Origin of the sequence: Acidovorax sp. JG5, from assembly GCF_017939685.1 — a bacterium.
GTDB lineage: Bacteria > Pseudomonadota > Gammaproteobacteria > Burkholderiales > Burkholderiaceae_C > Acidovorax.
This window is the reverse complement of the sequence record NZ_JAGKSE010000026.1, coordinates 22,161-39,230: the sequence shown is the minus strand read 5'-3', so window position 1 is coordinate 39,230 and position 17,070 is coordinate 22,161. Positions and strand designations below refer to the sequence as shown.

15 protein-coding genes and 1 pseudogene are annotated in these 17,070 nt (G+C 60.6%); 9 read left to right on the top strand and 7 right to left on the bottom strand.

Annotation, left to right across the window (positions count from 1 at the left end):
- From J8G26_RS17060 to J8G26_RS17035, 6 genes and pseudogenes are all read right to left on the bottom strand, one after another.
- Positions 1-665: pseudogene (locus tag J8G26_RS17060) on the bottom strand (ABC transporter); the annotation flags it as partial.
- A 25-nt stretch (positions 666-690) separates the two neighbouring features.
- Positions 691-2,421 carry a helicase-related protein gene (locus tag J8G26_RS17055; protein ID WP_246881450.1) on the bottom strand — a complete coding sequence of 577 codons (1,731 nt, stop codon included), beginning with the start codon at positions 2,419-2,421 and terminating at the stop codon, positions 691-693.
- 145 nt (positions 2,422-2,566) lie between these two features.
- Complete coding sequence (locus J8G26_RS17050) at positions 2,567-3,844, bottom strand: IS256 family transposase (protein WP_210570382.1); 1,278 nt, start codon at positions 3,842-3,844, stop codon at positions 2,567-2,569.
- A 27-nt stretch (positions 3,845-3,871) separates the two neighbouring features.
- Positions 3,872-5,176 carry a DEAD/DEAH box helicase gene (locus J8G26_RS19655; protein ID WP_349238335.1) on the bottom strand — a complete coding sequence of 435 codons (1,305 nt, stop codon included), beginning with the start codon at positions 5,174-5,176 and terminating at the stop codon, positions 3,872-3,874.
- A gap of 8 nt (positions 5,177-5,184) precedes the next feature.
- A complete protein-coding gene (locus tag J8G26_RS17040; protein WP_210570380.1) occupies positions 5,185-6,081 on the bottom strand; it encodes an antitoxin in 897 nt (298 codons plus the stop codon).
- Positions 6,081-7,181, bottom strand: coding sequence for a hypothetical protein (locus J8G26_RS17035; protein WP_349238334.1), 1,101 nt, complete (start codon positions 7,179-7,181; stop codon positions 6,081-6,083). Before J8G26_RS17035 ends, J8G26_RS17040 begins: the two co-directional genes overlap by 1 nt.
- A gap of 447 nt (positions 7,182-7,628) precedes the next feature.
- Between J8G26_RS17035 and radC the strand changes: the two genes are divergently transcribed.
- From radC to J8G26_RS17010, 5 genes are all read left to right on the top strand, one after another.
- Complete coding sequence (radC, locus tag J8G26_RS17030) at positions 7,629-8,135, top strand: DNA repair protein RadC (RefSeq protein ID WP_210570378.1); 507 nt, start codon at positions 7,629-7,631, stop codon at positions 8,133-8,135.
- A gap of 650 nt (positions 8,136-8,785) precedes the next feature.
- Positions 8,786-10,747: a ParB/RepB/Spo0J family partition protein gene (locus tag J8G26_RS17025; protein ID WP_210570377.1), complete on the top strand. Its 1,962-nt coding sequence runs from the start codon at positions 8,786-8,788 to the stop codon at positions 10,745-10,747.
- Positions 10,748-11,041: 294 nt separating this feature from the next.
- Complete coding sequence (locus J8G26_RS17020; protein ID WP_210570374.1) at positions 11,042-11,548, top strand: hotdog domain-containing protein; 507 nt, start codon at positions 11,042-11,044, stop codon at positions 11,546-11,548.
- A 650-nt stretch (positions 11,549-12,198) separates the two neighbouring features.
- Positions 12,199-12,504 carry a DUF736 domain-containing protein gene (locus tag J8G26_RS17015; RefSeq protein WP_210570373.1) on the top strand — a complete coding sequence of 102 codons (306 nt, stop codon included), beginning with the start codon at positions 12,199-12,201 and terminating at the stop codon, positions 12,502-12,504.
- Positions 12,505-13,149: 645 nt separating this feature from the next.
- Positions 13,150-13,494, top strand: a complete 345-nt coding sequence (locus tag J8G26_RS17010; protein WP_210570372.1) for a DUF2958 domain-containing protein — start codon at positions 13,150-13,152, stop codon at positions 13,492-13,494.
- 33 nt (positions 13,495-13,527) lie between these two features.
- Here J8G26_RS17010 and J8G26_RS17005 read toward each other — a convergent pair whose 3' ends face one another.
- On the bottom strand, positions 13,528-13,815 hold the full coding sequence (locus J8G26_RS17005; protein WP_210570371.1) for a helix-turn-helix transcriptional regulator: 288 nt from the start codon (positions 13,813-13,815) through the stop codon (positions 13,528-13,530).
- Positions 13,816-14,152: 337 nt separating this feature from the next.
- Here J8G26_RS17005 and J8G26_RS17000 point away from each other — a divergent pair, with 337 nt between their 5' ends.
- The 4 genes from J8G26_RS17000 (at position 14,153) to J8G26_RS16985 (ending at position 16,925) form a co-directional block, all read left to right on the top strand.
- Complete coding sequence (locus J8G26_RS17000) at positions 14,153-14,497, top strand: DUF2958 domain-containing protein (protein ID WP_210570370.1); 345 nt, start codon at positions 14,153-14,155, stop codon at positions 14,495-14,497.
- Between the two features lie 332 nt (positions 14,498-14,829).
- Entirely contained in the window at positions 14,830-15,606 is a 777-nt protein-coding gene (locus J8G26_RS16995; RefSeq protein WP_210570369.1) for a DUF2285 domain-containing protein, read from the top strand.
- Positions 15,607-15,714: 108 nt separating this feature from the next.
- On the top strand, positions 15,715-16,002 hold the full coding sequence (locus J8G26_RS16990; protein ID WP_349238333.1) for a helix-turn-helix domain-containing protein: 288 nt from the start codon (positions 15,715-15,717) through the stop codon (positions 16,000-16,002).
- Between the two features lie 14 nt (positions 16,003-16,016).
- Positions 16,017-16,925 carry a replication initiator protein A gene (locus tag J8G26_RS16985; protein ID WP_210570367.1) on the top strand — a complete coding sequence of 303 codons (909 nt, stop codon included), beginning with the start codon at positions 16,017-16,019 and terminating at the stop codon, positions 16,923-16,925.
- Positions 16,926-17,070: the final 145 nt, after the last annotated feature.

Here is a 17,070-nt window from a genome sequence, read left to right as displayed (position 1 = left end):
AATTGCTCATTCGGGGTAGATGGGGTGGCCGGACGGATACCCTTTAGGTAGTGACTCTCCAAAGCCTTTTGTACAGATTCAAGACTCACGCACAAGCTGTTAAACCCTTCCTGCAGCGGGCTGGCGTAGCCCGCCCTTTTTTCCACAGGAGCTGCATCAATGATCTTCTGCCCCAACTCCGTAAGGCTGTTGGGAGTAATGACCGCTTGCCACGCATTCTTAAATCCATCTAGCTCGGGGATGAGCTGATAGCGTGGCGCCAGAGCGCTTAAGAACTGTTGGCGAATAATTTCCGGATCGAGCTGATCAAAAATGATGTGTAGGTTGATCCTGTTCCAATCTGATTTGGAATAGGAGCCATCTTGATCCCTTTTCACGACGCCAGCGAACTTGTCGAGACGCAATTCGATTACCGGCAAAATGAGGTCGATGTTCTTCAGCCGACCGTCTTTCTTGGCCTTCAGCACCCGCTCATAACCATCGACGAAGATGTAGTCGTTGATACCGATGACCTTGAAATCCGGCGGCAGATTTTCGAGGTCAGCAATGAAGCTCTCCCAGACCTCGTCGGTGTTGCCGCCGTAGTTCTGAACGATGGACGACGGCGTATGGACATGGAGATCCCATTTTCTCCACGTCGATCCCACCGGGTTGTGGTTGCTCATTTTTCTCCCTCGCTTCCTCTGAACGTTAACTTGTACTTTCGCGCTTTGGCCGCAGCAGCGCGGTCGCAGCGGCACCTACGCAATCGCGCAAGCGCTCATCGCTGAGCGCATTTACCCCCTCGGGCGTACCAGCGCCTGCATTTGCAAGCGCTAGGTACTGCCCACGGGTTAGTCGGACTGGCACCTTCACGAGCGGAAGCGCAGCGGATGGCAAGCCGAATTCAAGCCGCTGCAGGATTTCGTCCAGCCCCTTCAGAAACTCGGGCTGATCAGGAAACAAGGTCGACAAAATTTGATGAGCGGAGCGCAGGTGAAAACGTGTCCCGTCGGCAATACCAATAATGTTGCCGTAACCGATCGCACCGCCGAAAGGCGTAGTGGAGAACCGCTTCTCCAGTACATCGACAGGCGTACCTTCGATCCAGTCATACAGGAGCGCTGCACGTTTGCATCTAGCCCAGAACTCGAAGTCATCGCGGCAATATCGCTGCAGGGCCTGCATCATCGGTTGACCATACCGCTGCGCCGCGTCGTTGGCCCGCACGCTCTCGGAGCGTCCCCGCTTCATGACCGGCGTATAGATCGCGTCCATCTCGTCCAAGACCTGCACCATCGCCAGTACCTGGGTAGGGCGTGTCTGCGCAGCGTTCAATTGTTTCATCAACTCCACCAAACGCAGGCTCGACTCGAACGACAAGGATGAGGCGCCGCATGCGCGGCCGAGCAAGGTCAGATGAACGAGATCGCCCTCTCGCTCTGCCAGTCCGGCTTGTAACAGGCGCTCGACCAAGGCTGTCACCTCAATCTCCACCAGGGATATCCACTGGGGGTTCGCGCGTGATGCCGAATAACCGCCGAAGGTGTTGACTAGCAGACCGGGAATCTCGGTGGCACGCACGCCGCGCACCTGGCTGAGAAGGCGCAACGTCCAGGTCGGCAGGTCTCGCTGTTGGAATGACGACTTCACGTCTTCCGGCACACCCAACACGTACCTCTGGAATAGTTGCGCGCGCTCCATCGGCGTGTCCGCGAGGATGATGGCTTTGCCGGTTTCGTTGTAACCCAGTCGTCCCGCCCGTCCCGCCATGTTCTTGTATTCGGCAACGGTGAATTGCCTACCGTCCTCACCGACGAATTCATTTTCTGCGAGCACCACCGTCGATGCCGGGGTATTGATACCGGCAGCGAGCGTCGTGGTTGCCACCAGAACATGGATACCCCCGTCAGGGTTGCGATAACCCTTCTCGATGGCCTCACGTTCAGCGCGCAGCAGATTAGTGTTGTGGAACGCTGTGCCACCAGCAAGGCACTCGCGCAAGTCCTGCGACGCCCCGGTCAGGTCCTGAGTCGGCAACACGGCGAGAACTGCTGTGGCTGGCCCGAGCCCCAGTTCCTTAAACAGATACTTGGCGCAGCCCTGCGCCGGGCCGCGCATGTTGCGGAAGATCAGCAGCTTTTCGCCCTGCGCGACCAGTTGCTGGGCCAACGGCACGATCACGTCTTGCGAGCCCGGTTTGTCGCGACGCTGCACGATGCGTTGTGCCGGCAGCAGGGCTTCGGTCTTCGTGGTGCCATCCGCATCGACGAATTGGAACGTCCCGCGTCGATCGAGGACGCCCTCGATCAGCGGCACAGGCCGATCGCGCGACAGGAGCAATGGCAAATCGAGCCAGCGATCAAAACTGTTGAGGTTGCCGATGACCGCCGACAAAATCACGAGCTGCGGTTCGATCCCGCGCTGGCGCGCCCGCAGCAAGAGAGCGAAGGGGAGTGTCAGAATTTCTGTGTGCGAGGCGGTTTCAGAAATTGTCTGCTGCGTAAATTCTATTTTGATTCAGGCCCCTGCCAGGCCGCCGGAGGCCCCCCCCCGGTTGAGGCCTGGACCCAAGGTTCAACCCCAGTCATTTTGTGCCCCCATGGGTGGGCAGTGTGAATCGGTCTTCGTACAGCATTGCGAACTGGTTCATCGCTAATTTCCAGTTGTTGGCTGCCCGCCCCCAGTCCTCGGTGATGTTGCGCAGTGCCAGCCAGATCAGCTTGGTGGCAGCGTCGTCGCTGGGGAAGTGTCCACGCGTTTTGATGATCTTGCGCAGCCTCGCATTGACGCTTTCAATCGCGTTGGTCGTGTAGATCACGCGCCTGACTTCGGGCGGGAAGGCAAAGAACGGTATGACCTTGTCCCAGGCCCTGCGCCAAGCGCTCACGACAGTGGGGAACTTCTGCCCCCATGATCCGGCCTCAAATGCGTTCAGCTCGCTCTCAGCGGCCTCTGCACTCACCGCCGTGTAGATCGGCTTGATGGCCGCTGCCAGCGCCTTGCGCTCCTTCCAGCTTGCGAAGTCTAGGCTGTTTCGAATCAGGTGCACGATGCAGGTCTGCAGTGTCGTGGCCGGGAATACTGTGCCCAGCGCCTCCGGCATGCCTTTGAGCCCGTCGGTGACGGCGATCAGGATGTCATGGACTCCGCGGGTCTTCAGGTCGTTGAACACCTTCATCCAAAACTTGGCACCCTCGGTGTTCTCGATCCAGATGCCCAGGATGTCGCGGCTGCCATCGGGCAGCACACCCAACGCCAGATAGACGGCCTTGGAGCGCACCACGGCGTCCTCGCGGATCTTGACCCGCAGCGCGTCAAAGAACACTACTGGGTACATCGCCTCCAGCGGGCGACTCTGCCAGGCCGTGACCTCGCTCATCACGGCATCGGTGACGCTGCTGATGAGCTCGGGCGAGACGTCCACCGAGTACATCTCGGCCAGAAAGCCCTGGATCTCGCGCACCGTCATGCCCCGGGCATACATGGCAACGATCTTGTCGTCAAAGCCCGTAAAGCGCCGCTCGTGCTTGCCGATGAGTTGTGGCTCGAAAGTGCCCTCGCGGTCGCGGGGAACGTCGATACGCAGGGCGCCTGTGTCGGTCAGGACGGTCTTTGTGCTTTTACCGTTTCGATGATTGGCGGCAGCCCCTTCGAGCTTGGCCTGGCCCGGTGCGTAGCCCAGGTGGTGACTCATTTCGGCGCCCAGCGCGCGCTCCAATACGGCCTTCTTGAACTGCTGGAAGATGCCCTCAAGCTCGGTCGGCGTCACCGGCCCGGGGATGAGTTGCTCCAGCAGCTCGGCTGGAAATTGCGGCTGCGCAGCCTTGTCCGCTACTGCGGTTGTCTTCGTCTTGCGTGGCATTCATGCTCCTTGTTGACATGCTATGCCTCACACACAAAATTTCTGACAGGCTCGAGCGAAGATCAATTCGACCGTGATACCCCGATTCGGGTCCGTGATGAACTGTCCTTCGTCCAGTACCACCAAGCCAAGCTGGTTGAGCAACCGCGGCGACCCTAGCGCGAGGTTGAGGAAGGTCTCATAGGTGAAAAAACCAAGGTCATAGCGTCCCCCCAGAACGGGGGCGATGCCGTCCGTTGCATCACCGCTGCACCGAACGACGCGCAGGCCAGCGGGCGCGTACCGTTCGCTGAACTCTTCGAACTTCTCATTCACAAGTGCGCGGTATGGCAGCAGAAACGCAGCTTTCTTACCGCCTGTGACTGCCTGGATCGCGGCCAGCTCGCCGATCATTGTCTTGCCCGAACTGGTCGGTGCGACTACCAGCAGCGATTTCCCGGCGAGCACACCGTGTTCGTTGACCGCTTTGAGCTGCAGGGCGTTGAGGCCCTGCGGGAAGTGCGCCGTCCACTGGTCGACGACTTCGGGCGGAAACCCGTGCGCGGAAAATTCCGCGAATGATCCCGACATTTGCTGCACCGCCCTTGCGGGGAACGCGGCCGCGTAGTTGTCGCCGCGCTTGAGAGCCGGAAACACCAGACCGCCCTGCACGCTCCCCAGGAACACAGGTGTTTGCGTCACGCTGATGCGTTCGGCTTCGACACGCGCGAGCCGGATGATCTCGCCAGCAATTTCCGGAAAACTGACCGCTCCGCCTGCAGCTCCTGTCAGCGCCTCGATCACTGCGTGCGTGAGCAGTCCATGCCCGGTGCCCGGTTGCTCCCATGCCGACTCGTTGGTCGCACAGGCGGCAAGCAGGATTCGCCCTTCCCCATAAACACCGGTCAGCGCGAACGCGTTTCGTGGGCGTGCGGCGGTCTCAAGCACTCGTGCCGGCGCTTGGCCGCTGAAGCAGCAATCGAGAATGCACAGGACGGCGCGGGCCTTCGTTGCCTTAAAAGCATCGGCCAGGCCCGCCATCGACAAGGATGTATCGGCGAGGTCGGCAGCGCTCGTGTCGAAAAGAACCAGATTCCCATCGGGAGAACCGTGCCCCGCGAACGTGATGACGACGACATCGTCTCCATCCGCTGCCGCCAAGGTGCCGAGCATCGCTCGCGATACCTCGGCGTGGGTTGCGGCTTCATCTACCAGCAGCCGGGCGGTCAGACCCTCGACCGTATCGGTGAACAGCGCCCACAGCGCGGTGGCGTCACGGCGCGCTCCGCCCAACTCGGGAATCGTCGCGTCGAGGTGCTTGTTGATGCCAACGAATATCGCCTTGATCGCCACGATGCCCCCTATCCGATTCGTCCAAGGAGCTGCTCGATCACGTCGCTCGCTTGACGCTGACGCAGCGCCCGCCCCTCGCGCTGCTCGGGCTCATCGCTTTCGCCAAGCTCGAACTTGGCGACCGACACCGGGCCATCTTTGCGATAGCCTTCTGTCTTGTCGTTCTGTGCGAAACGACTGCGCAAAATCTCCAGCGCGGCCTGGATCACGGCACCATGCTTGCCGTCGCGCTCCTTTCGGAATGCTTCGGCGACAGCATCCAGTCCCTCGGGCGCATGTTCGATGCAATAGATGAGATCGTGAGCATCCTTGCGTTCGTAGCGTTGGTCGAACGCGAACGACTTCAAGCAGGTGAAACTGACCAGATTCGCATGCTTGATCTTCTCGGTCGCGATGCCGTTCTCGCCCAGTAGCTCGGCCTGAATCTCTGTGACCTGGTGGAGGTCGAAGACGATGGACGAATGCGGGATATTGAGTGCCGAAATCGTGCCTTCGGTCGGCAGCGCCTGGACCTTGCCACCGGCGATGTCCGGCGCGTCGGCGAGCAGCTCAAGCACCATCAGCGCACCGTGTTCGGTACGGGTCTGCCAGCGCCACGAGAGTTTCTTTCCGCTCTCGTTTTCGGCACGCTCGAAGCCCATTTTCTTGAAGTTGTCTTCCAACGTTCGGTACGCCTCGGTATCGGCCAGGATTTGCAGGTCGATCACGATGTCCACATCCATGGTGCCGGCATGCGCGGGTACGACGGGCGGCCGCGCAGGTACCAGATATCGTGGTGTGAGACCGCCGACGAGGTAGACCGAGTCCTTCCAGGGCCCCAGTCCGCGCAGGAGCGTCACCAGGACGCGCTCGCAGTCGAGCGTGTACTGGTCGCTGTAACCGTCGAGGGTTGCGGGCTTGGCCATCAGAAACCGATCCTTTCTTTGCGCAGGTGCTCTGCCATTTCCTTGGCACGGCCTTCACCGCGCAGTAGATCGAGGTAGACCTGGATCGGACTGGCCAGCCAGATGCCATCCACTTGCTCCCGGAACAACAGCTCGCCGGGCGACTTCGCTTCGATGATAGAGAGGTTTGCACCTTCACTGACCACGCGCGCGCCGAGTGCGCCAATGGCGGCATCGGCGGCAGCGCTGACCAGCAAGCGGGCGCGCACCTGGGAAACACTGGACAGGAACGGCGCGTAGCGCTGTGCAGCGGCCTCAAAACTGACCGCGTACCCGACCTCATGGGTGGCGAAGACCTGTCCGATGTACTCCAGCAGGGTGTCCGCTTTCATGGAGGGGACGTAGTAGCGGCGCAGCGCGGGGGGGCGGATGGAAGCGATCTGCTTCACCCAGGCATCCAGTAGCGCCGCAGGCTCTCTGAGATGGCGCTCCTTGCTGGGGCCTTGTCCGCGCGAGACCAACCAATCGAAACGCTCAAGCTCCTTCAGTACCTGCGAGGCGGTTGCTGGCGACACCAATGCCTGTTCGGCGAGTTCTTTGCCGCCGAACCATTCCTGATGGCGCATCAGTAGGGTGTGTAACACCTGCGCACGCCGCCCGGAAAACAAAGACCGTACCGACTTCGACAGGGTCTTGGGTGGCGGCTTGTCGATGTAGAGATACACGCCAGGAGCGGGCAAGAACAGGCTGCCGCCGCTGTCGTAGTACCCGACGTGCTCATCCCTGAGCAGTTCCTTGGCACCCGGGGAGATGGACTCGGCGACCAAGACTGATACCGCCTCGCCGCCACTTTGGGCTTTGGGCCTGTTGTGGCTGATTTCCCGGAACTGCCACAGGACTTCACGCACATCTCTTGGATAGACAGCTTTTTTTGCCTCGATCAGGATGGTGAAAGACTTACCTGCGATGTGCAGGTCGATTTGGGCGTCATGCCCCCTGTCGCCGGCCAACCCGGCAGGCTCCCAATGGTCCAGTTCGGCCTCCACCTCCGGCAGCGCCCGAAGCGTATCGAGAAACTGCTCAATTAGCTGGCGTTCGGTCGTATTCGACTCAAGCATCATGGTTTATCAGTTCTTTACTGCGCAGTGAATATGAGAATACTAGCGAATATTCAATGAAATGGCAATATTTACTGTGCAGTGAATCTTGTTACTCCGTTCTGAGCGTCCCGGCGTACCGCCGTCGGGCTCGCGGGCGTTGCCCCGCGCCTCGTGCCGAGTCACGGCCATGCGGCTTTGATCCCTCACGCCCGCGGCCCTTTGGACCTGCGCGCTGCGCTTGCCCTTAAACCAGTGAGGTAGTGGGTAGGGGGTAGGGGGTAGGGGGTAGGGGGTAGGGGGTAGGGGGCCTTGCTGTTCCCTTTACCGTACCACGCCGTTCTCGCCGTCAAGGGCGGCGCGTGCCTTGCACGCTGGCGTCCTCGCGGCCGTCTGTGACCCCTGACTGCTGCGCTGCGCCGTGTTTCGCCGGTTCCGGGCAATTCCGCCCGATTCAAACCGGAAACGACCATGTCGAAACTTTCTCTTTCTCTCGACTCCTCCCTTCTCGTTCGCGATGTCGCGGGCGACTACCGTCCGGCCAATGCCGACGAGGTGCTGCAGGCTGCGCAGCGCGTACTGGTTGGGCAGATGCGCGGCTGCGAAGTTCTTTCATCGCCACAGGTGGTGCGCGACTATCTTCGGGTCAAGCTGGGGGCGCTGGAACACGAGGTGTTCGCGGTGGTGTACCTGGATTCGCAGAACCGCGTGATCGAGTACGTCGAGATGTTTCGCGGCTCGGTCAGCCAGACATCGGTGTATCCACGGGAGGTGGTCAAGGAAGCGTTGGCGAGGAACAGCGCTGCCCTGTTGCTGGTGCATAACCATCCAAGCGGTTCGACCCAGCCGTCGCGCGCCGATGAGATGCTGACGCAGACGCTGAAGTCGGCATTGGCGCTGGTGGACGTGCGGGTGCTGGATCACCTGATCGTCGCGGGTGCCGAGGTTCAGTCAATGGCTGAACGGGGACTCATGTAATTCTGGGGCGTTGGCCCCTTTTTGCTTCGTCTTGGTGGGAAGCTGCGCGCTGCGCTTGCCTCCAGGGGTCGGCTGACGCCCACCCCGCCGCACAGGCTTGGCGCCCCGAAAGACCGCCGAACAGGCTGTGCCTGATCGGCCTGTGCCTGGTTTCGATTTCGCGCTGGGCGCTTTGTTCACCACCAAACAGGCGTGCCTACGGCACGCAGGGGCGATCGCCGCGCGGCGTTGGTTCGTCGCTTCTCTGGTCATTTGTGGCCGTAGGCCGGTCATCCGTCTTTCCGATCCTTCATCGCTGTCCCGCGACCGTAGCCAGCGGTGCCTGTCCGTCAAGGCGCGCAGGGCCGTGTCCTCGCCTGCGGCTGCGGGCCGCACCTACCCCGCGCTTGTTTCCTTGACGGCCATGCCCTCGCTAGCCCGGTTGTTCGCGGGCGATGAACTCAGGAAAGACGGCGGCAAGGACGACCAGCCCAGGTCACTGCGCCGAACCAACAAAAGCCAACACCGGGCTCCAAATCTTGGAATCCGGTCGGTTTTGGAAAACACAGGAGGGCCGCGCATGCAGGCATCGACACCGTGAATCGAAATCGAAGTTTTTTCTTCATTCTTTTTTTGTTATCAACGTCCCGCCAGGGACAGGAGCGATCACCATGAACACTGCTACCCATCAGGAAACCCAAGACTTGCAAACCGCTGTTGTCTCAGCATGCGAACTGCTGCTGATACCGCTGTCGCAGTTACGCCCTTCGAGTCGCAACGTACGCAAGAATGGCGGTACATCAATCCCCGAGCTGGCATCCAGCATCGCCCGCGTGGGCTTGCTACAAAACCTGACCGCCATTGCTTCGAGCGATGGCAAGCACTATGAAGTCGTCGCGGGCATGCGGCGGCTGGCGGCGTGGAAATTGCTGGTGAAGCAGCACAAACTCGACAAGGCCCATGAGGTGCCTTGCCTGCTGGTGCCGGATACGTCAGCCCGTATCGTGAGCCTGACCGAGAATGTGCAGCGGGAGGCCATGCACCCGCTGGACCAGTTCGAGGCTTTCGCAGCCCTGGTGGCCGAGGGACGGCCTATTGAGGACATTGCGGCTGACTTCGGTGTCACGCCTTTGGTGGTGCAGCGGCGCTTGAAGCTTGCCAACGTCTCACCGCGCCTGCTGGCGGACTACCGCGCCGATGCCGTGACGCTCGATCAATTGATGGCGCTGGCCATCACGGATGACCATGCAGCGCAGGAGGCGGCGTTTTATGACTCGCCGCAGTGGCAGCGCAGCCCGCAGGCGTTGCGTGAGCACCTGACTTCGAACGAGATCGATGCCACGCGCGATGCTCTGGTTCGCTTTGTTGGGACTGAGGCCTACGAGGCCGCAGGTGGTGGTGTCCGGCGTGACCTGTTCTCGGATGACACGCGAGGGGTGTTCCTGATTGATGCGGCACTGCTGGAAACACTGGCTCGGAGCAAACTCACCGCCGTGACTGAAAGTATCCGCACCGAAGGCTGGATGTGGGTTGAAACGGTGCCGCGGATGACGCATGCCGAGTTGCATGGGTTCCAGCGTGCGCCCCGAAACCGGCGCATGCCCAACAAGGCAGAGGCCAAACGCATCGCCAAGCTGGAAGCGCGGCAACAGGCCATCGAAGACAGGCTGAACGCCGACGACACCGAGGCCATCGCCGAAGAGGAAGCACAAGCACTCAATGAAGAAAGCGACAAGCTTAGTGCCAAACTCAATTTGATCGAGCAGTCGCTGTTGGTGTTTGCGCCCGAGACGCTGGCGATGGCTGGAGCCATCGTGACTGTCGATCACCAGGGCGAGATCGCCATCCATCGCGGCTTGCTACGCGAGGCCGAGGCCAAGGCGCTGCGGGCGCAGGAACGACAAAGTGCGGTGCTCGGTAGTGGTGTCGAAGGCGAAGCGCAGCAACCGGCCACGCCTCGCATTTCAGAAAAACTGGCGCGACGTTTGAGCGCCCATCGCACGGCAGCACTGCAAGCCGAAGTCACCCGCCATCCACAGGTGGCATTGGTGGCCGTAGTGCACCGCCTGGCGTTGCGGGTTGTGTGCGATGCCTACGGCGCGGGTGACCCTGCGGTCAATATCAGCGCTTCGCCACAGGATGGACTTGATGCGCACGCACCGGACATGGCGCAGTCACCTGCAGCCACAGCTATGCGGGAAGTCCGACAGGCTTGGGCGGAGCGCCTGCCCAAAGAGCCGGATACGCTGTTCGCGTTGTTGATGACGTTGCCGCAGGAGGAACTACTGTCGCTGCTAGCGGTGTGCGTGGCTGCCACGGTCAGCGTGATTACCCCAAGAGGGGATGCCCTGCCCGCCGTCGCACTGGCGCAGGCTGTCGGTCTCGACATGCACCCGTGGTGGACGCCGACTGCCGAAGGCTACTTCGCCCACGTATCTAAAGCCAAGGCCATCGAGGCGGTGCAGGTCTTCGCGCCGGACCACATGGCGCGACTGTCCAAGCTTAAAAAGAAGGAACTTGCCAGCGAGGCCGAACGGCTGGCCGTAGGTACCGGCTCGTTACCGGTGATGCTGCGGGCACCGGTGCAGATGGCAAACGCAGAGGTACTGGCAAACGCTAACGCGAACGAATGAACTTGATGCCCCAGGCGGGTCTCCCGCCGGGGCATTTTTTTGCGCAACGCGCGCGGCAGGTATGCCGCGCGCGTTTTCCATTCCACATGTCAAGAAGACGTGTCCAACCGCACGGCTGAACACAAGGCGAGAACATGAGCCTCACGATGGGTGACTGCGGCCCTACTCTAGAGAACGCCATAGCATGTTGGCTAAGTGAGCCAACCAAGGGAGGATTAAACGTTGTCACGACCGCAATGCGCTCACGCTGCTGTGCGGATCGGAAGCGTTCAACAACCTTTCCCCAAAATCCTCATGAACCATCAAGGCGTCAGTGAAATATTCTTTGAAGAAACCTACAGCGTGCCGCCAGAGCAGACGGCACAGGCATTGTTTTCAAGGCTTCCGCATGGAAGCGACTATGCAGAAAGGCTGATCGAATGCCTGGCGACCGGGTACTTGGTTGCCGTTGTTGAATCCATCTGTATCCGCGAGATGCAGCGACATGTAGATGCTGCCACCGAAGTCGTGGTTGGCCGGACGATCCTGCTTGAGCATAAAGGACCTATCCCGCCAGGATCGTCGCTGAAACTAAGAGGCTGGGTTGAACACCTGGGAGAACGAAGCGCGACGTTTTGCGTTCAAGCGTCCGATGACCACGAGGTGGTTTGCGAGAGCGCCGTCACGCTTGTGGCGGCGCAGCGGACGGTGATCGAATCGCGAATTGCTGCGAAGGTTGAGGCACTTGTGCAAACCACTGACCGGCAACCCAAGCAGGCAGCAACAGCCGAGGCGTTCCCGGAGGCGGAGGCGACCGAGTAAATGCGAGCCACGCTGGGACATTTTCTTGGCGAGGCGCGCGGCAGGTATGCCGCGCGCGTTTCAACTTCCTGCAGCCTGGCCCCCAAAACTTCCTCAATACGCCCCACCACAGGGGGCATTGCTTCAGAGTACAACTGCCCTTGCTGCGCCAGGTTGTGCACTATCGCACCGTCCTCAAAGATGGCGAGCAGGACGCCATGAACGACGACGACTCACCGACAAGCCATCCACCATGCCCAGAACTGGCCACACCGAGACCGATCAAGCCATCACCGATGCAGTGGGGCATTCATCCTTGTTGCTGTGAAACTGACCTTGACTGCATCCGTGTGCGTGCCGGAACGCGGTCTTCACGGTGATGGTGCCTGGGCCATGCGTCCTTTCGGGGCAGGATTGCACCACGGCGGCCTTGTATTTGTCGTGAATCCTGGCGCGGGCACGGCTTCGCCTCGGGCTTGTTCGCTGCAACCGTCCGGCCCAAACAATTTCCCCGGCACGGTGTGCCTTCCTCGCGAAACAAATTCTTTGTGCCTACCGGTCCTTCACTGCGTTGCGACCGCTTTGCGGTGCAGCGCGCCCGGACCCGCACCCATCGGATCACGCCAAGGCCGCGATGGTCGCGACCTGGTTAACTTCTAAAGGACTTCATCATGGCAAACATCGGCAATTTCACCGCACAGAAAGACAGCTTCAGCGGCACGGTTCGCACCCTGACGCTCAACGTCAAGGTCAAAATCGTCCCCAACACCAAGGAGAGCGAGAACGCCCCGGACTACCGCATCGTCGCTGGCACCTTCGAGATTGGTGCGGCGTGGAAGAAAGTCAGCAAGTCGGACCGGCCTTATCTGTCGGCGACTCTGGATGATCCGTCGTTCCCGGCGACCATCTACGCTCGACTGGTTGAAGCCGAGGACGGCACGCACAACCTGATCTGGTCGCGCAGCAAGGGCGACTGATCGTCGCCCTCGACGCCCCGCGCCTGCGGCGGGGCGTTTTACGTTCATCATCAATGGCCCGCAGTTTGTCGCGGGCTTTTCCCATGTTCGACCTGTCTTGCTGGTTTACGCATTTACGGTTCTGTAGTTTTACGCAAATGCGTAAAGGTGGTTTCGTGTATCTGAGGTTTTGAGCTAAGACGCATTTCAGATTCCACGGATTTCAGTGCGTCCCCCTGCGATGCCGGGTCGGGCTGTCGTGCTGCGCATCGAGCCACACATGGTGTCTCGCCCTGTGGGCTTCCATCCCTGACGCCTGCGCGCTTTGCTTGCCCTCCAGGGGACCGGCATCAAGCCCGTCCCCGCCGCGCGGTGCTTGGCGCCTCTGCCAGTCCGCCGAACAGGCGCGGCCTGATCGGCTTGTGATTTCGACATTGGAGTCCGGACTGCTTTGGGGCAATGCGAGGTCGCCGGTGTTCATGGTGGCGCACTCCTGTTTGACCTGGCCGCAATCCCGACCTGAAAAGCCGCGCAGCTTGGCGCACGCCGCACGCCCGTCAACCCTCAGCCCGCACCGACCGAGTCGGGGGTGTGACGGCCGCGCTATGCGCGTACGCCTGAATCGCAGCGCTCCGATCGGGAGCGTCCATTAAAGGAGTTGCGATCATGAACCTTATTTCCGACGAACTACGCGCGCAGTTGCTGGCCAACGGCCGGCAATCCCTCGTTGACGAGGGCTTTGATCCCCATCCGGTGGTCAAGCTGTTTACGCCTGATGCGGGGGCAACCTGGCTGCTGACCGAGATCGATCCAGACGACGAAGATCATGCGTTCGGACTGTGTGACCTGGGTCTGGGCTTTCCTGAGCTGGGCTACGTGAGCCTGGCCGAGCTGATGAGCGTGCGGGGGCGCTTAGGCCTTCTGGTGGAGCGGGATCTGCACTTCACGGCCTCGAAGGGAATTAGTGCATATGCACGTGAAGCCCGATTGGCGGGACGCATCGTGACGTAGCGCGCCAGCAGGCGCTGCCGCTGGACAGCGCCTTTACTTATCCTGCTGGGCTTGGATGCCTGCCAGCTCGCGCTGCACGCGCTCGAACAACTTGTCCGCACCCTTGCCGTCGCCTGCAAAGGCCAGCGTCAGTAGCGTGAGCGGATGCACGTCCATGACCGCGCACAGCTCGGCCACTTTGTTCAAAGTCGGGCTTTTCAGGCCGCGCTCCAGCGAACTCAAGTACGTGCGGCTCGACACGTTCGAAAAAGCTTCCTGGCTGAGGCCACGGGCTTTTCTGACTTGTTTGAGGGCCGCAGGGAATGAGTTCTTCAGTGTCATGCGTTCGTTTTGAAGGGAACGTTGATGACACCTGAATGCATCTCATAGGGCTACAATCTATAGTATTCATTTGAAGTTTGCAGAGACTTCAAGGTGAACGTATTTGCATTTCTGTGCAAAACCGTTTCTACTATGAACAACATTTCCTTACATCCGGTTCCGTGCTTATGCGATCTTTCGCTTTCACGCCTTTGATTTTTTGCGCATCTACGGATTCACCCGTTTCCGGTTTGCCGGTTCACCGTATAGGTGCACGTCCGTCATCCCGTCTTTGTGTATTTGTCCGCCCTGGGTTGCCTCGCTCCGCTTTTGAGCGACACCTTCAAAGGAAGCGACCATGACACTTATCACCGACGAACAACGCCAGCAAATGCTGGCCAACGGCGAAGCCGCCGCCCGAGGCGAGGACAGCGATCCCTACCCTGTCGTCAAGCTCTTCACACCCGATGCGCATGCAATCTGGCTGCTAACCGAGCTGGACCCCGACGATGGCGATACCGCCTACGGTCTTTGCGACGTGGGCCTGGGTTCTCCGGAACTGGACTCCATAAAACTGTCTGATCTCGAATCCATACGCGGTCCGTCGCAGCTACCGGTCGCACGCGACTTGCACTTCATGGCCAAGCGCCGCCTCAGCAAATACGCGGCACTGGCCCGTGTTGACGGCTCGATCAACGACTAACTATCATTTCAGGCCTGCGATTCGGGCTTGTTTTGTTTCATTCAGAGCCTGTGGGTCTCAACTCGGGCACGCTGGGTCTTGGTTTCAGTTCATACATTTTGTTAACGCTCTGGCACACCAACAGGCGGCATCATCGCGTCACTCACGGATCAGCGAGATGAATCGCACTGACGCGTAGCCTAGCGACGCTCAAACACAAATATGTAAAAACGTTTCTCCTGATCCGTGGTTTCCACAGCCAGGTTCCGCAAGAGTGACCACACAAAACTGATCGATAGATCACCCTCTTGCGTACCCCAGCCCTGGATGTTCACCATCAGGGGAGTTTGTTCATGGCTTTGGAATCAACGCACTGGCATCCGCCAGCAGCGTATCTTTACATCCTGCAGCTCAATGGGCACGCATTGGCCTGGGAGTACCTGCGACGCAACCACGAGTACCACGCCGATTGGAAGCAGCGCCATGGGACCGGCGCAGGTGACGCTATCTCTCGTTGGGGTCTTGAACTGTTTGAGGATCCGAGCCGCGACGCGCGGGCCGTACGTCCCATTTGGCAAAACAACAATAGCCACCTGGTGAAGCTGCAAGCCGAAGACGAAGACCCCGAGAAACCCATCAGCGATCAGGAGCGCTTCAGCTTCTGGTCCATACCCGGCATCAAGCAGCTCATGCACAACGGTCGCCACCTGCTGCTGACCAGCCTGGTGGGTCGCGAGGTACTTCACCTGGCGCTCGGACAAGGGATTCGAGACGGCTTGCCTTTCTCCTATGTCTTGCCCGCAGGTCCGCATCTACGGACAAGCTGGCGAGCCATCAAGGCGCATCGGGCGCTGATGACTGGCCCGGTGCCCGTGCCAATCACGTCAACCCGTCCCGATCGGCTCGCACTGGTGCACATGCGTGCACTGCAAGCGCTCGACGGCAGGGCCGTCGGTGCATCCCAACGCGAGATTGCGCGGCATGTGTTCGGGATCGATCACGTGATCGCGAACTGGCACACCGACGGTGAGCTGCGTGCCCAAATGCGCCACTTGATCCGACGTGGACAAGCCTTGATGGCGGGCGGCTACCGCAGTTTGATTTCCACGTCATCGTCCACAGGGAGATGAGCGCCGGCTCACCGAATCTCCCTCCCCGCAACGCCTGCCCGCGCCGAGACTGGCTGGGTCCGGCGGCACTTGGCCCGTCGGCGATCTTCACCGATGGAGGCCGATGCCGTGACCAGAACCCAGACCCAGACCCAGTTTCCCCAGACCCCGCAGTCTGCCCAGCCCGCCGCCAAACGCACGGCCCGCTACCTCAACAACACTGAGGCAGCCGAGTTCCTGAGACTTTCCCCGCGCACGCTGGAGAAGCAGCGCGTGATCGGCGGTGGCCCCCGTTTTCGGAAATTCGGCCGGCGCGTGATGTACGCGATCGATGACCTGGAGGCCTGGGCCAACGCACGCTCGTTCGAGATGACCTGCGATCCCGAGTACGTGGCACTGCGTGCCGCAGGACGGTGAGCCGAACTTTGGCGATGCCTGTGCCCGTTGTTCCCGCCATGCCTGACCCGAAGCGCGAACAGCTCGAACTGTTCCGCGCCCTGCCCGGCGCCATGCCGCCGCGCGATGCGCAGGATCTGATGGCCTGGCCGTTCTTCTCGCTGGCCAAGTCAAGGCGAATCCGGCCAATCGACTTTCATGCCGGCAGCGTCCAGGTCCGGGTCGAAGGCACTATCGAGCATGGCCTGGCCACCATCTGGGATGCCGACGTCCTGATCTGGGCCGCCAGCCAGATCGTCGAGGCACGGGATGCGGGCATCCGGACCTCCCGCCTGATGCAGGCCACACCTTATGAGATCCTCACCTTTATCGGGCGTGGCACCTCGATGCGCGACTATTTGCGGCTGAAGGCTGCGCTGGACCGCTTGCAGTCCACCAGCATCGCGACCTCTATCCGTCAGGCCCCTGGCCGACGCATGCACCGGTTTTCATGGATCAATGAATGGAAGGAGCGGGCCGACCCGATGGGCCGACCGCAGGGTATTGAGTTGATCCTGCCGGACTGGTTCTATGCCGGGGTGATCGAAGAGGCGCTGGTGCTCACCATCGATCCGGCCTACTTCCGGCTCACCGGTGGCATCGAACGCTGGCTCTACCGCCTGGTGCGAAAGCACGGCGGTCGCCAGCGCCACGGCTGGCAGTTCGATTTTCGTCATCTTTATGCCAAGTCTGGCAGCATGGCGCGCTTTTCTGACTTCGCATTGGACATACGGCGCATTGCGATTCGTCAATCCCTGCCCGGCTATCACCTCACCATCAAACGAGCCGCTGGCGGCGCTGAAACGCTTCACTTCCAAATGGCGTACCCCAGCATGTCCCATGTTGTGCCGTTCACGGCACATCCTGGGATGGCTTGCGGTGGACCGCCGGGGAGCAAGCTGTGAATTCGCTCGTGCCATCGGGCGCACCGCGTCCCGTGCTAACAGGCGCAGCCGCCTCGTGCCATCAGGCGCACGAACGTTCCGCCAACCCGCGCCAGTCAACGGTTTGCGGCCCCGCTAACTCTTCTAACTCTGAAGACATAACGAT